Source organism: Lapidilactobacillus bayanensis, assembly GCF_003946695.1.
Classification (GTDB): Bacteria; Bacillota; Bacilli; order Lactobacillales; family Lactobacillaceae; genus Lapidilactobacillus; species Lapidilactobacillus bayanensis.
In genome coordinates, this window is sequence record NZ_RHOX01000026.1 from 1 (window position 1) to 15,958 (window position 15,958).

A 15,958-nucleotide genomic window follows, 5' to 3' on the forward strand; every position below is an offset into this window, starting at 1 on the left:
CAGTGCCGGAGGAAAATCGCGGTCAGCCGCGGCATTCTTGTTAATGGTTTACCATTTACAAGAAAGTTTGTATTTGAACCAAATCGGTCTTTGATTTGGCTCAAATCAAACTCGCAGCGTTCCACCAGCGCATTTTCCGCAGGCACGATGAAGCGCAACATAACAGTTCACGAAGAACTACAACATAACAGTTTTAGTTGCTACTATTTTGGGTTACAACAACTACTATGTTTCAGCAACCAGTATTTATTTTTTTTAATTTCAGCCCGTTTTTATGTCTTAATCGTTAGTTTTGGTGTATTTAAGATTAGGTGATTCTATGTATGCAGCACTTAATCAAAGGTACCAACTAACTTATGCAATCAATGGGCAACTCGGGGAAAACTATTATTGTCCACAGTGTTATTTACCCGTTCAATTTATTATGGCAACTACTAGTCAGCGACCGCATTTTCGACATTATTCCCGACCACAAGATTATGATGGTGAAACAGCCTTACATCTTCAAGGTAAGGTGGCACTTCAAAGTGCATTACAAAAGCTAGGGGTCGTGGCGGAACAGGAGGTGACTTTGGGGACCGATGAGCGCAGAGCAGATGTCTTGTGGCATGCGCGCGAGCAGACGTATGCTTTTGAGTTTCAATGTGCTATCTTGTCAGTTGCTGAGTTGCAACAACGTCATTCGTCGTATCAAGCCTTAAAGGTGACGGATATTTGGTTGCTTGGTCAGACTTACCTCAATCAATATTTACAATATCCCACGAAAAAAGCGTTAAAGTTTATTAGCTATCGATATTTGTGGGGCTATTTTGTTGCGGTGTGGTTGCCTGAAAAAGCAACGGTTCGTGTTTTTCATCACCTTGCTTTTACTCCGCCACAGAGTCAAGTGGTTTTTAAGCGAACTGATTACACGTTGGCAGCGTTTTTGCAGGGTTACTTACAAATATCGCAGGGATTGACAGAACTGCCACTAATAACCTTAAATTTTGATCCCAGCTATTGGTTGGCACAGCAGTTAAATTTTCAATGTTCAAGCTGGTTATCCTTGCAAACTGCTTGCTATGAACATGGACTAAATTTATTAAGCTTGCCCACGGAATTGTGGTTACCACGGCGCTTGCCACCATTGTCAAGAAGCTGGAGTACGCCATTGAAACGTCAAATTAGTTTGTTTATGGCAACAGGAGAACTAACTTGGCAGCAACGTAGTCAGCTCTATCTGTCAACCAAGTGGCCACTAATTAATTAGGTCGTTATTTAAGCTGTTTTCTGGTAGAATGGGAGAGAAATCTTAGGAGGTAATTTAATGACATTCCCACAATTAACCGCGGCAACAGAAGCAGGTCCCACAGCAGTAATTAAAACAAATCATGGCGATATTAAAATACGTCTATTCCCAGAACAAGCACCTAAAACTGTTGAGAACTTTATTGCTTTAGCAAACAAAGGTTATTACAACGGTATTATTTTCCATCGCGTTATTCCTGACTTTATGATTCAAGGCGGCGATCCAACCGGTACTGGTATGGGTGGCGAAAGCAGTTTCGGTCATGAATTTGAAGATGAATTTTCTGATGAGTTGTTCAATCTTAAAGGCGCACTTTCGATGGCTAATGCTGGCCCTAATACTAATGGCAGTCAATTCTTTATTGTTTCTAACGAGAATGTTCCTGCCCAAATGGTTGGTCAGATGCAAACAGCTGGTTATCCAGAAGAGATTGTTGCCGCTTATAAGAACGGTGGTACACCTTGGTTAGATCATCGTCATAGCGTCTTCGGCCAAGTCATTGAAGGGCTGGACATTGTTGAAGCAATTAGTAAAGTTAGCCGCGATACTAGTGATAAGCCACACGAAGATGTTGTCATGAACAGCGTCGTCATTGCCGAATAATTAAGACAACGAAAACCTATTAACTACTTCTAATTCCAAAGCAAGTAAAAGCGAGAGTGGGGATAAGTTCGCCGATTAATAACGCTACTGTATTTAACTAAGCTTTTGATGCAACAGAATGACATGGTTAAGGTGTTCAAACTTAGACCTTCGTTTCGTAACAATATAAAATGAACGGACCTAGTGTTTTTATTCTAGGTCCGTTCATTTTAGATTAATTTGGGTATTGTACTTCAATTTTTTATTGCTCGGCTAAGATTTATGATGACTGCTAAATAACCAGTCGTTTTTTGAGACACTCGCAAATTTTACTGATGTGCGAAGAAGAAATGCTGAGAGTAACAATGTGAGTAAGTAAAGGATATTTGAGACTAGTAACTTCATAATCACATTATCAATAAAAGGTGGTACAACAGGAATTAAGAGACATAGCGCAGCAGCGGGTAATGCAAAATCGAACACTCGGGCGCGAAACGTCACAAATGTTAAATAAAGCATCAGTGCAAGTCCCAGAAATAATAGAATAAGTAGTAATGGATCTTTAGTCTCTAAGGGATCACTAATTAACTGATAACTACCAATTTTTTCTGGATCATAACGTAAACTATCCTTTGAGGACAGATCTATGCTGCTGGTAACAGTATGCGAATTGTTTTTAACGAAGAAAAAGGTATAAGTACTCAGAATTAAGTAGTGAATAAATGGCAACCAAATGATAATTACTTTTGGCTTCAATCTGCGTTTCCTCCATAATTATTTCTAGATGTGCAAAGTATAACACACGAATGAATGGGATAACAACAGTCATTACAAAGACCTGAAGTACGATGATAGGATCACGGATTAATTTAGAAAATAAAATATAAACTTGACTTTTATTAAAAAAACATGATAATTTTAACGAGTATCAGATAACCAATGAAGGGCGTCAAAATTGTTATTCGCCAAACGTCATTGTACTTTTAAGTATTGCGAGAGAATAAATACGTCGATTAAAGAAATCTATTGATAGATATTTTGTAGTAGTAATCGACGCCTTTGTTCGCCAGCTCGTTTATTTTTCTCTGCTGGGGATGGTTGGCGCTAATATTCTGACATGTTTTGTTCGAAGCCTTTGCAATCGCTCGTGTCGGTGGATTTCTATTAAACGGCGTTTTAGGTCAGGTTATCTAGAAATATTATGGAGATTATGAAAGAACAGATGTGAATAGGTATTAGGAGATTTATTTCATGAACAGATTTACCGAAACTTTCCTTGCAGCATTAACTAATAACTAAAATCTAGATGTTAATTTAAAAAGTGGTGTCACTTTAAGTTGGTAACGACCCAAAAATAGGAGGATCAGGCAGATGGAATGGTACGAAAATAGGATAGCTTCAGCGAAGAATGGAACAAATCCGATGGTTATGGCAGAATTGAACGCGGGTTTTGCAGTAATTGGTGATACGCAATTCTTACCAGGCTACTCAGTTTTATTGCCTAAAGAAGAATTTGCGTCACTCAACGATATGCCTCACGAATTACGTAAAGAATTTCTTTATGAAATGACGGTATTAGGTGATGCAGTTGCCGCGGCTGTTAAACCAACGCGCTTGAACTATGATATTTTAGGAAATCAGGATAACTTTCTTCATGCACATGTATTCGCACGTCAAGCAACGGAACCGGCTAGGCATCGCCAATTACCAGTCTGGTCTTATGAACGTGACTATTGGGTGAATGAAGACAATGCCTATACAGATGAAAAATTTGGTGCGATTCGTGCGAAAATTACTGAATATTTAAATAACTATCTAGCAAGCAATTAGTGGAAATTAGTTACTTGTCATTGACTAAAAGGACCAATTCAAGTTTTTTCTTGAATTGGTCCTTTTAATATTAGAGTCAAATGCGTGGATGAACACGCGAATAAGCGGCTTTTTAATATTTTTAAATTTACATTCGATTTAAGTCAATGCACGTAACGCGCTGCCAGAATGTTTCTGGCTGGCACGAAGAACAGCAATTTGTGCGGTTCTGGTAGTGTTTTTCAAAATAAAGAGGTCAACGAATCTAGTTTGTTTTATTCGGCAAATAAATCTGTTTAATCAGGTTCAGCATTTTTTCATTCTGACTGAACTGAATCGTCGGTAAGCTATCGAGGTCGAACCATTGTGTTGACAGTGTTTCGTCTGTAACGTGATCTAGTGGTTGACCGCCGATTTGGTGGACTTCAAATAAGTGACCAATTACTTGCGTAACGTCGCCGTTTGGATAAGTTGAAAAGTCCTGATCAAAATAACCGAGATGACGCCCAACTTCGACTTTTATTCCAGAATCTTCTGCAAATTCACGTGCACAAGTTTGCTTCAAACTTTCTCCGTACTCCATGAAGCCACCTGGAATACTCCAGTTGCCGGTATCCGCCCGTTCTTGCAGTAAAATTTGTTTGTGCTCATTTAGCAGCGCACCACCACAAGCTACCAGAATAATAGGGCGATGGCCAACTAAGTTGCGAATTTCTTTAATGTAATTTGCCATAAATTTCCTCCCTTACTAATGAAAATAATTATACAGAATGCTACGCCATATAGAATTGTTACTTGCAATTGACTAACTCACTATAGCACAGATTAGATTGAAAACGTTGATAAGAAAAATTGATGAAGCATCGTCAATTTTCACGTTTTAACAAAAAATAAAGTATTTTAAATTATATGTTGATAAATTATGATAAAAAGTGTAAAGTGTCTTTGTAGCGTTTAATAATTTTAGGAGGTGAAAATATGTTACCGTTTCAGCGTCGTTCATTTATTATCAACAAAACTAAGGACGGAATGACTTATATTTCAGATTTAGCTAAAGCTTTGAATGTTTCTGAAGTAACAGTTCGGCGTGATTTGAAATCGCTAGAAGAGGAGCAATTAGTTGAAGTTCATCACGGAGGTGCAGTTCAATACATCAATACCACTCAAGAAACTGACTTAGAAATTCGCGAAAAAATGTTCAGTGATGAAAAATTACGAATTGGTAAATACGCGGCCTCGTTAATTAAAGATGGTGATGTCGTATTTATTGATTCAGGTACAACGACCCAAACTATCTTTGCGTATTTAAAAGATCGACCTCATGTTGTGATCGTGACCAATGGGTATAAAAATTTGGAAGTTGCAACAAGTAGCGGTTTAAAGAATGTCGTTTTATTAGGTGGAGAATATAAGCCTCGAACAGGATCGTTCTTGGGTGTGATGACCGAGAATGATTTATCACGTTTTTATTTTGATAAATCATTTATTGGAGCCAATGGTGTAGATGCAATTCATGGTTTAACCAATGCTAATTTGATGGAAAGTTCATTAAAGACAAAAGCAATCAAAGCATCTAAAGATACATACACATTGATTGATCATTCCAAGTTTAATGAGATTGCAAATTACTATTTTGCAGGAATGCAGGAAACAACAATTATTACCGATCAAATTGCCACAGGTTACTCGCAATTTCGTAATATTCAGGTTGTCACGGAAGGTGGTGTAGTCAAATGATAGAGAGAAAATACGATGTCGTTATTATTGGCGGAGGTATTTCTGGTGCGATTGCTGGGATTGCAGCCGCGCGTTCTGGTGCCAAGACGTTGATTATTGAAGAAATGGGATTTTTAGGCGGAGCTTTAACTGGTTCGGGTGTGAATCCAATGATGACTTTTCATGCTGGTGATGTTCAAGTTATTCGTGGAATCACTGATGAATTAGTTCAAAATTTGGTCAAAATAAATAAGTCTCCAGGACATATTAAGGATCCTGGTAATTTTACCGCCACATATACGCCAATTGATTCTGAGGGAATGAAATACGAATTAGAGAAAATGTATCGAGACGCAGGGGGAACAGTACTTTTCCACAGCCAGCTTGTTAAATCAATTGTTGATGATAATAAAATCACTGAAATTCAAGTGCTGACAAGGAATGGTGTTATAAATATTAATAGCTCAGTATTTATTGATGCAAGTGGTGATGCAGTGTTGTCAGTAATGTCTGGCGTTCCAACTCAACAAGGCCGTGAATCAGATGGCAAGACTCAGGATATGACAATGACTTTTAAAATGGTTGATGTTGATGAACCTATGCTTAGGAAATATGTTGTTGAGCATCCTGATGAGTTTTGGGTTGATAACGACAAGTTTAATGTTGCAAAACGTGTTTCAGTTGCAGGATTCAAGCGTGAATGGGCACAGGCAAAACAAGATGGCGAAATTTCAAAGAGTAACGGTCGTGACTATTTATTAATGTTTGGTACCGCAAATGAGGGTGAATTTGTTTTTAATTCAACGCGCATTTCCGATCACGATCCAACTGATCCTTGGAGTTTAAGTGATGCGGAATACATTGGTCGCTGTCAATGCCATGAATTAGAATTATTTGTTCGCCGTCATATTCCTGGATTTGCAAATGCACATATAGTTATGACCGGACCAAATATTGGGGTTCGTAGTTCACGGCAAATTGAAGGCGCTTACCAAATCACTGCCGCCGATTTGCTTCAACAAAGGATCCCAGATGATACGATTGCAATCTCTGGGTATCCAATTGATATTCATGATGAGACTGCTTCGAACGTCACGAAGTTACCTTATGGTGGTTATTATGGCATTCCATATCGTGCATTAGTTACGAAACAATTAAGCAACCTGATTGTCACTGGCCGCTGTATCTCAGCAAGTTTTGAAGCGCAATCAGCGATTAGAACGACGCCGACTGTTGGTGCAATTGGAGAAGCTGTTGGTGATGCTGCAGCAGTAGCAGCTAAAAATAATATTGATGTAAAAGATATCAACATCAAGCAATTACGTAAGAAATTAATTGATGATGGCGGTTTTATCCGTTAGGAGGAAGAAAATGAATTTCATTCAAATATTACAAATTATTGGTATTTTAGGGGTATTTATCGCTTTTGTTATTTTAATGATGACTAAGAAAATCGCTACTATTTTAGCCTTACCGTTGATGGCAATTTTGATGGCATTGATTGCAGGTGTTCCATTATATTCCAGCAACCTTAAGACTTTTAATATATCGACAAACATATTTGCAGATGGGTCAGTTAAATTAGCCTCGACGATTATTGTTACTTTCTTTGGTGCTTGGTTTGGTGTGCTGTTAAAGAAGACAGGCATTAGCGAAGGTATTATTCGAAAAGCTGCAGAAATGGCAGGCGGGGATAAGCCAATTAGAATTACCGCTATTTTCTTTGTTATTGGTATTATTATCTTCTCTACTGGTGGCGGTTTAGGTATGACTATCTTGGCTGGTACAATTATTATTCCAATTCTTTTGACTGCAGGGGTATCGGCATTAACAGCAAGTATCCTGCTTTTGACTGCTGAGGCTATTGGCAGTTTCTTCTCAATGAGTGGTTGGCAAATGACCGCACAACTTTATAAATTACCGGTTAGTGTTGTTTCAAAATATGCATTCGTTTTTACAATTCCAGCAGTAATTATTTTTTGGATTATGATGGTGTTCTTTATTAAACGTGATAAAACGGTTCGTAAAGGCTGGACAATGCCTGAAGAAGGTCCAAATAAGAAAATTGTCAAAGTTCATTCTATTGCATTAATTTCACCAATTTTACCCGTTGCATTGGTTTTTGCATTTAATTTAGATATTGTTACTTCTGTTATCTTAGCCGTTATTGTCACGATGTTATTGGCATGGCCAAAGCATCCAGCACAAATCATGGTAAGTTCATTAATTGAAGGTATTCAAAGTGTTGCAGGTGCGGTTGGTCTATTAATTGGTATTGGTATGTTACTTGCTTCTGTAACCTCACCCGCAGTTTCATCAATTTTGACACCGCTGATTAAAGCCATTTTACCAACATCACCATTAACCTATGTATTATTCTTCTCTATTCTAAGTCCATTAGCTTTATACCGTGGCCCATTAAATACTTACGGACTTGGTTCTGGTGTTGGTGTTTTGATGGCAGCAAGTGGCCTTTCACCATTAGCAACAATGTTAGCGATGCGTAATTTGGGCAAAATGCAAGGACTTTGCGATCCAACCAACACTTATAACGTTTGGGTTGCTGATTTTGCCGATGTTGATGTAAACGATATTACAAAGAAAACAATCTTATGGGCAGCAGTTGTTGTATTAGTTTCACAGATTATGGCAGCATTTATCGCGTTTTAATTACTGAAAGGAGCAATAAAAATGAGCAACAAAAAGTATCGAATCGGTATCGATGTTGGTGGCACATTTACTGATGCTGCGATGCTCGATAATGATACCTTTGATATTGTTGCGGAAATGAAGATTCCGACAACACACGATGATCAAGAAGGTGTCGCTTTTGGCATTGTCACCATTCTAAAAAAGATTCTCGAAAAAACAAAAGTTTCGCCTGATGACATTACATTTATCGCGCATGGGACAACACAGGCAACAAATGCGTTGCTTGAAGGTGATGTTGCCAAAGTCGGAATTATCGGAATGGGAACCGGCATGGATGCCAGAAATGCCGATAAAGAAACGACAATTGGCAATATTGAATTGGCTAAGGGTAAGTTTTTATATACTTACCATCAATTTATTGATACAAAAAATCTTTCTGAGGAAACAATCAATCAGGCAATCGATGCTTTGGTGGCTGAGGGAGCTGAAGTAATTATTGCTTCTGAGGCATACAGCGTCGATGATCCAAGTAACGAACAAATGGTAATTGATCTTGCAAATAAAAAAGGAATTTACGCGACTGGTGGTTTTGAAATTTCGCAATTGTACGGTTTGAAATTACGTACACGTACGGCCGTTATTAATGCAAGCTTAATTCCGAAAATGATGGAAACGGCTGACATGACAGAAAAGGCTGTTAAGAAGGCCGGAATTAAATCACAGTTAATGATTATGCGTGCTGATGGTGGTGTTATGAGCATTGCTGAAGTTCGCAAACGTCCTATTCTTACAATGCTCTCAGGATTAGCTGCTGGTGTTGCCGGCGCATTGATGTATGAAAAGATCACGGATGGTATCTTCTTTGAATCTGGTGGTACTAGCACCGATATATCAGTCATAAAAGATGGCAAAGTTATGTTAAAAAATGCGGAAGTTGGCGGTAATAAAACATATCTGCAGTCATTAGATGTTAGGACATTGGCCATCGCCGGTGGCAGTATGATTATGATTGATAAAAATGCCCATAAAGTCGTTGATGTAGGACCACGTAGTGCACATATTGCTGGTAAGGATTACGAAGCATTTACATCAGTCGAAAAGCTGCAGGGCGGTCATGTGGAATCTGTTGTTCCAAAAAAGGGTGATACAGCTAAATATGCTGTTATTGAAGCACCTAATGGCACGGCATATGCGTATACGCTTTGCGGTGCAGCAAACCTATTAGGATACGTTCCAGAGAAGGATTATGCTCATGGTAATCAAGATTCAATCAAATACGCATGGGATGTGTTGGCTAACGAAGTAGGCTCTACAGCTGAAGAATTAGCAAGACAAACAATGGATATTGCTTTAGATAAAATTATGATAATTGTCAATGGTTTAATTGATGATTATGGCCTTGAAAGTAACCTTATTACTCTTGTTGGTGGCGGTGGTAGTGGTTCTGTTGTTGTTCCAGCATTAGGCGAACGTGAGAAATTGAAATGGCATGTTGCCAAAAATGCACCTTATATCTCAACTATCGGTGTTGGTATGGCTATGGTCAAAGAGACGATTGAAAAAAGCGTTATTCATCCAACAAAGGAAGATATTAAACAAATCCGTTTTGAGGCATTAGAAGCCATTGTCCATGCAGGTGCAAAGGAGTCTTCGGTAGATATTAGCATTCAAGTTGATACTCAGAAGAATATCTTACGTGCAGTCGCTACAGGTTCTACAGAGTTACGATCAAAGGATATGACACAAGGTGAAATTTCAGATAACCAGAAATTAGCAAACGCTGCAAAAGCAATTGATTTTGCAGTGTCAGAAACCAGCAAAGTTGCACATGCAAAACGCTGGACTGGCTTTGAAGGTAAATCAGTTAGCAGAACCTTCTTTGGATTGATTAAACATAAGAAGCAGGCATTGGCTGTTGTCGATCGTGAGGGTGTTGTTCGTTTAAAGAAGAATAATGCGCATTATCTACAAACAACCGAACAAAAATTAGATGATGAATTCCCAGATTTTCTCGAGGATAATACAATTTATTCAGATGCTAATGCAACTATTCCCAACGTTTATATCTTTTTTAATGAAAAGATGGTTGATTTGACCGGATTTCAAACTAAGGAGCAACTCGAGTCAATGATGGAAAGTGATTTGGAACTTGTTAAACCGGAAGAAACATTGATTGTGGTTGCATATCACTAGAAGGAAGATACTATGCGTTTAGACGATTTTGATTATTCTGATGTTCTTTATGCATTAAATGAGCTCAGGCAAGATTTTATTTATGAAAAGATTCCAAAAGAAAAAATTCCTAGTATTTTAGAAATGTCCTTGGAAGTTGGTCAGAAAAATGGTATGAAATATCGGCATACTGATATTAAGGAAGCAATAAAGAACGCAAATATTAATGTGTTATTTTCTGATAAAAGTGGGACCTTTTTTAAAACTCGTTATCGGGCGCAAATGGAACTTTCTGATAAGAAACGTCAGATTATTATTTATCGACCTTCAATTAAGGAATTTTTAGATCTTGTTCATAAACAACAAATTAATGTATTGTCCGAAAACGAAATTATTCGTATTCATTTAGCTCACGAATTCTTTCATTTCATCGAGGTTGATACCGATCAGAAGGTGAATGAATTGGTTGGTAATATTAAATATCGCGAAGGATTGTTTAGTCATCATTCAACAATCTTAAAAACGTCAGAAATTGGTGCACATATGTTTGCTAAAACGGCGTTAGGTTTGAGTACTTTTCCAACGTATTATGATTTTCAATATTTGATTGGAAAAGGTATGATGACTAATCAAAGTTTTGATGAATATCTGCATGATCTTGATGATGAGTTGAAACACATAATGAATATTCAACACGTATTGAATTAAGGAGGTTTGATTAAATGGACAATATTGTAAAACGTTACCCGGGCAATCCTGTTCTAACCGCGGATCAAGTTCCATATGAATCTACATTAGTTTTTAATGCCGGTGTAATTAAATATCACGATAAATATGTCATGGTATTTCGCAACGATTATGACTATATTTCTGGGTCAGATTTCAAAGGAACTAATATTGGATTAGCAGATAGTGAAGATGGTATTCATTGGCATGTTCATGATAAACCGGTTTTTACATTGCATACCCGGGAAATATCAAGGGCCTATGACCCAAGATTAACCGTGATTGATGGCAAGGTTTATATGTGTTTTGCTGTTGATACGAAACATGGTATTCGTGGTGGTATCGCAACAACAGATGATTTTGAACATTTTGATATTCTATCATTATCAGCTCCTGACAATCGCAATATGGTTCTTTTCCCAGAAAAAATAAATGGCTTATTTACTCGGCTTGAACGGCCATTTACCATTTACGGACGTGGGGGTGTTGAACGGTTTGATATTTGGTCTTCGCAATCACCAGATATGAAGTTTTGGGGTAACTCAAGTTTAGTATTGGGTGTTGAAGATGTGCCATTTGCTAATAACAAAATTGGTCCAGCCGCACCGCCGATTAAAACCGATGCCGGTTGGTTAACAATTTTTCATGCGGTCGATATTGATAATAGTCGTGGTAAGAATGGTTGGGAGAATTCATGGACAAAGCGCTACACAGCTGGTGTTGCATTATTAGATTTAAAGGACCCAACAAATGTTTTAAGCATGTCCAAGGAACCATTATTAATACCAGAAACTGATTATGAAACTGTTACTGGTTTTCGCACAAACGTTATTTTCCCAACGAGTCTAATTCGCGAAGATGATCAAGTAAAAATATATTATGGTGCATCTGATACGGTGGTAGCATTGGCAACCGCATCTGTGGACGATTTGATTAAATTTGCCCAACAAAGTACCGATATTCAGCACTAAATTTCAATGTAATTTTGTTTGGGGAATGGTAATTGAATGTTAACAGAGAAATATGAAGATTGGAATACGTATTATCATCAATTGGGGCATAAGAATGATTTACCAAAGGGAGATGCCTTTGATGGCTATTTGTCTTTCGGTACTGGTGGTATCCGTGGATTAATGGGTATTGGAACAAATCGAATCAATGTTCAAATTGTTCGTCGTGTAACCATGGGCCTAATTCGTTATCTACAAAAAAGCACGGATCAGGCAACGGTTGTAGTATCATATGACACGCGTGAAAATTCGCTTGATTATGCACATGCAGTGGTTACGCTATTGGCAACATATGGAATCAATGTATTTTGCACTCCGACACCAGCACCAACGCCGGAATTATCATTTGCAACACGATATTATCATGCTGACGCGGGAATCATGATTACCGCTAGCCATAATCCACGAGAATATAATGGCTATAAGATTTACAATGCTGAGGGCTGTCAACTAACACCAGATGAAGCAGATAAAATCGCCAGTGAAATTAATCGTATTCAAAATGAGCTTTCCATTTTTTCCTTAGATTTGAAATCGGCACAACAAACATCGTTTACGCATCAATGGAGTAGCCAAGTTACCGAAGAATATTTGAATCACATGCGATCAATCTTGCGGCGTCCCAAAGTGGATTTAGCAGATGGGGATCAACTGAAACTTGTTTATACACCATTGCATGGTACAGGGTTGCATGTGATGACACATGCCTTTAAGATGTATGGTTTCGCGAATGTCAATGTTGTTAAAGCGCAAACAGTGATGGACGGAAGGTTTGCAACGGTTAAAGTTCCTAATCCGGAATATCCTGAAACATTTGACATGGCGGTGTCACTGGCCAAAAAATGTGGTGCAGATTTAGCACTAGCTACAGATCCAGATGCAGATCGATTAGGCGTTTTTGTTAAACAAGGCGATCAGTATCAATCACTGGATGGTAATCAGCTGGGTGCTATCTTTCTGGAGTATCTGTTAACCAGTGCCGATGACACTGATATTAGTCATAAATTTATAGTAAAGACAATTGTAACTTCTGACTTAATTAAGCGAATAGCCGATCATTATGATATTCAATGTGCTGAAACACTGACAGGTTTCAAGTATATTGGCGATGCAATTGCAAGATTGAGCAAGTCTGATAAAAAGTTTTTGTTTGGCTGCGAAGAAAGTTTTGGGTATCTATTTGGTGATTTTGTTCGCGATAAGGATGCTATCCAAGCAGGATTAGTGATTGCAGAAGCTGCATTATTTTATAAGCAACAAGGATTAACTTTGATTGACGAACTTGAACAAATTTATCAAAAATATGGCCGTTCATTTGATAAACTAATTAAATTAACTCTTGATGAAAATGTCATGAATGTTGACGATCTTATGACTCAATTTAGAAATATCAATTGGGCTGGTTATAATCTAAATGTTAATATGACAAGCAATTATCAAACCGGGATTACATGCCATGGTTTGTCAGAAACAGAGATTGATTTACCGAAGTCAAATGTTTATCAAGTTACATTTACAGACGGCTCGAAGATTACTGGTCGACCAAGTGGTACTGAACCTATGTGTAAATTCTATGTTGATGCCACTTCACAACAAAGTTATCAGACGCTTTGCGAAAGTGTACAAAATTTAATCAATAGAGCAGGGAAGAATTAGTATGGTTGAGGTAGCGCAATATTTAAAGAACTTGAATAGTCAGCGATTTATCGGTCAAAAAATGGCAATGTTTGGCGATTCTATTGTTCGTTATGACGGGCGCGCGCAACCGGATGGTACAATTGCGGTTGGTTATGAATCATGGCTTAAAAATTTGTTAGAATTCGCCGAAGTAACTAATTATGGCCTATCAGGATCACCGTTTGCAGTAGGGGTGCCAGAACGAGATAGTATTGCTGACTTTATTGAGCAACATTATTCTCCAACTGATCTTGTATTAATTGCAGCAGGAACAAATGACTATCGATTAGATGTTCCACTGGGTGATATTCTTCATGTTCGTTCTCAATTTAACCGTACGCAAACTACTGGTGCGTTGCAGTCGGCAATTGAAAGGATATTGACAATTAATCAAGAACAACAGATTGTATTGATGACACCATTGCAGCGTGATCGCGTTGGCTATGATATTTATTCTAAAAACAAGGCTGGATATCGGCTGGATGATTATCGTAAACGTATTATACAATTAGCAAATTTATATGCTCTTCCAGTTTGGGATGGATACACACAGAGTGGAATCAATATGCTAAATATTAAATCTTACACTTTAGATGGGTTGCATCCTAATAATGCTGGTTATCAACGGGCAAGTTTATCGTTAGCACGCTATATGATTGGAATGCCATGAACGTCAGTTATTAAAGTGTAAACAAAGAGAGATGGAACGAATAATTTATTCCATCTCTCTTTGTTTGCGCTGAAGTAAGTTATGATCAATGGACCTTGTCGGACTTGAACCGATGACCTCCTACATGCGAAGCAGGCGCTCTCCCAACTGAGCTAAAGGCCCAATAACTGATTATAGTTTAGCGCAAAAAGATTGTTTTGACTAGTCTTCTTTTTTATTAGTGGAACTTGTTAGCAATGCCGGTGTGACTTTAGTAACGCTGAACCAGTTCATAAAACCATGTTCAACTTCGGTAAGTTTGAAATTATAATTGTCCAGCCTAAACGTCTGATTAACTTTCAATTCTGAATTGTTCTCCATAAAATAACCGCCAATGGTGATAATGTCGGAATCTTGGAATTCAGGAACCTTATCGCGGAAGTAGCGTTCAAAATCATATAACGTCGTTTTACCGCTGACCTTTACTGTGCCATCCGGTTGTTTGATGATGTACTCATCAGAAACATCATCAATTTCATCATGAACGGAGCCGAATAACTCTTCGTAAATATCCTTATCAGTGACAATCCCACTTGTACCACCATATTCATCGACGACAACGACGACCGGCGCCTGTTTACTGATCATTAAGCTGAGAATTTCGTGAACTGCCATGCTCTCAGGAACATTAATTAAAGCCCGCAAAATGTGACTGAGCGATTGCTTGCTATGACCTTGTTGAGCCTGCTGTACAATATCATAAATATAAACATAGCCGACTAAATCATCTTTGTTATTATCTTTAGTTACGGGAATACGGCTGTAACCCTCGTTTAGATAGACAGCCAAGGCTGCATCGACATCTTGAGAAACATCAATCACGGTTAATTCAGTTCGGTCAGTCATAATGTCTTTAGCGTCACGATCATTTAATTCGAAAGCACGTTCCATATAAAGAAGATCGTTTTTATCGAGGCTGCCACCAGAAACAGCAATTTTTGAAAGTCGTAAGATTTCTGACTGTGAAAAGACTTCGTTCTCCTCGTCAGCAACAGGCATTCCTAAAAGTCGGACGATTAAAGATGCAGAGGTGTTTAATAACCAAACGAATGGGTAGAATAAAGTATGGAACCAATATAATGGCGTTACAACCTGCATTAGAACTTTTAAGGGGAAATCGATACTAATATTTTTAGGGACAATTTCGGTGATGACAACTTCTAAATAGGTCAATAAAACAATACCTATAACGGCACCCAACACGTGCAATGTATTGCCTGAAGCAAAATGAGCCCAGCCAAAGAAATCAACCAGCAATTGTTCAATGGTGGTTTCACCGATCCAACCTAAGAGAATCCCGGTTAAACTCGTCCCGACTTGAGTGGTTGATAAATATTCGTTCAGGTTCTGGGTCATCTTCAAAGCACGAGCAAGTTTAGCTCTGCTACCGAGGCCTTGTTCTAGTTGATCTTCAATCTGACTACTTCTGGTTTGAACTAGTGCAAATTCGGCTGCAACGAAGAAGTAGGCCACAACGAAGGTAATTAAGATAACGATTAAATTTGTGATTAAGGTATTTGTACTCACGCAAAAAGTCTCCAATTAATTTATTACTACTCGTTCATTTTATCATTAATTTGATCAGAATTATCCTTAATGAGCTGATTATTACGCAAT

At 38.1% G+C, this 15,958-nt stretch carries 14 protein-coding genes and 1 tRNA gene; 11 read left to right on the forward strand and 4 right to left on the reverse strand.

The genetic code is table 11. The annotated features are described in order from the left end of the window. Positions 1–319: 319 nt before the first annotated feature. Together EKM65_RS09220 and EKM65_RS09225 are read left to right on the forward strand one after the other, a co-directional pair. Complete coding sequence (locus tag EKM65_RS09220; protein ID WP_125607761.1) at positions 320–1,249, forward strand: competence protein CoiA; 930 nt, start codon at positions 320–322, stop codon at positions 1,247–1,249. A gap of 57 nt (positions 1,250–1,306) precedes the next feature. After that, positions 1,307–1,891, forward strand: a complete 585-nt coding sequence (locus EKM65_RS09225; RefSeq protein WP_125607763.1) for a peptidylprolyl isomerase — start codon at positions 1,307–1,309, stop codon at positions 1,889–1,891. Between the two features lie 252 nt (positions 1,892–2,143). Here EKM65_RS09225 and EKM65_RS09230 read toward each other — a convergent pair whose 3' ends face one another. After that, on the reverse strand, positions 2,144–2,626 hold the full coding sequence (locus EKM65_RS09230; protein WP_125607765.1) for a hypothetical protein: 483 nt from the start codon (positions 2,624–2,626) through the stop codon (positions 2,144–2,146). A 615-nt stretch (positions 2,627–3,241) separates the two neighbouring features. On the opposite strand from EKM65_RS09230, the gene EKM65_RS09235 reads away from it, so the two are divergent. Beyond that, on the forward strand, positions 3,242–3,700 hold the full coding sequence (locus EKM65_RS09235; protein WP_125607767.1) for an HIT family protein: 459 nt from the start codon (positions 3,242–3,244) through the stop codon (positions 3,698–3,700). A gap of 244 nt (positions 3,701–3,944) precedes the next feature. Here the strand turns inward: EKM65_RS09235 and EKM65_RS09240 are convergent, their stop codons facing one another. Beyond that, a complete protein-coding gene (locus EKM65_RS09240; protein ID WP_125607769.1) occupies positions 3,945–4,412 on the reverse strand; it encodes an NUDIX hydrolase in 468 nt (155 codons plus the stop codon). A 245-nt stretch (positions 4,413–4,657) separates the two neighbouring features. Here EKM65_RS09240 and EKM65_RS09245 point away from each other — a divergent pair, with 245 nt between their 5' ends. The 8 genes from EKM65_RS09245 to EKM65_RS09280 are packed head-to-tail and all read left to right on the forward strand — an operon-like array spanning position 4,658 to position 14,302. After that, positions 4,658–5,416 carry a DeoR/GlpR family DNA-binding transcription regulator gene (locus EKM65_RS09245; RefSeq protein ID WP_125607771.1) on the forward strand — a complete coding sequence of 253 codons (759 nt, stop codon included), beginning with the start codon at positions 4,658–4,660 and terminating at the stop codon, positions 5,414–5,416. Beyond that, on the forward strand, positions 5,413–6,756 hold the full coding sequence (locus tag EKM65_RS09250; RefSeq protein WP_125607773.1) for an FAD-dependent oxidoreductase: 1,344 nt from the start codon (positions 5,413–5,415) through the stop codon (positions 6,754–6,756). The genes EKM65_RS09245 and EKM65_RS09250 overlap by 4 nt, the downstream gene beginning before the upstream one ends. 10 nt (positions 6,757–6,766) lie before the next feature. Continuing rightward, on the forward strand, positions 6,767–8,065 hold the full coding sequence (locus EKM65_RS09255) for a citrate transporter (RefSeq protein ID WP_125607775.1): 1,299 nt from the start codon (positions 6,767–6,769) through the stop codon (positions 8,063–8,065). Positions 8,066–8,086: 21 nt separating this feature from the next. Further along, positions 8,087–10,240, forward strand: a complete 2,154-nt coding sequence (locus EKM65_RS09260; protein WP_125607777.1) for a hydantoinase/oxoprolinase family protein — start codon at positions 8,087–8,089, stop codon at positions 10,238–10,240. Between the two features lie 12 nt (positions 10,241–10,252). Next, positions 10,253–10,927, forward strand: a complete 675-nt coding sequence (locus EKM65_RS09265) for a hypothetical protein (RefSeq protein ID WP_125607779.1) — start codon at positions 10,253–10,255, stop codon at positions 10,925–10,927. 14 nt (positions 10,928–10,941) lie between these two features. After that, entirely contained in the window at positions 10,942–11,916 is a 975-nt protein-coding gene (locus EKM65_RS09270; RefSeq protein ID WP_125607781.1) for a glycoside hydrolase family 130 protein, read from the forward strand. A gap of 36 nt (positions 11,917–11,952) precedes the next feature. Beyond that, positions 11,953–13,611, forward strand: a complete 1,659-nt coding sequence (locus tag EKM65_RS09275) for a phospho-sugar mutase (RefSeq protein WP_125607783.1) — start codon at positions 11,953–11,955, stop codon at positions 13,609–13,611. Position 13,612: 1 nt separating this feature from the next. Further along, the gene (locus tag EKM65_RS09280; RefSeq protein WP_125607786.1) at positions 13,613–14,302 is read left to right on the forward strand and encodes an SGNH/GDSL hydrolase family protein; all 690 of its coding nucleotides are present in this window, start codon (positions 13,613–13,615) and stop codon (positions 14,300–14,302) included. An 89-nt stretch (positions 14,303–14,391) separates the two neighbouring features. On the opposite strand, the gene EKM65_RS09285 is transcribed toward EKM65_RS09280, so the two are convergent. Together EKM65_RS09285 and EKM65_RS09290 are read right to left on the reverse strand one after the other, a co-directional pair. Further along, a tRNA-Ala gene (locus EKM65_RS09285) sits at positions 14,392–14,464 on the reverse strand. Positions 14,465–14,503: 39 nt separating this feature from the next. Continuing rightward, positions 14,504–15,868, reverse strand: coding sequence for a hemolysin family protein (locus tag EKM65_RS09290; RefSeq protein WP_125607788.1), 1,365 nt, complete (start codon positions 15,866–15,868; stop codon positions 14,504–14,506). Positions 15,869–15,958: the final 90 nt, after the last annotated feature.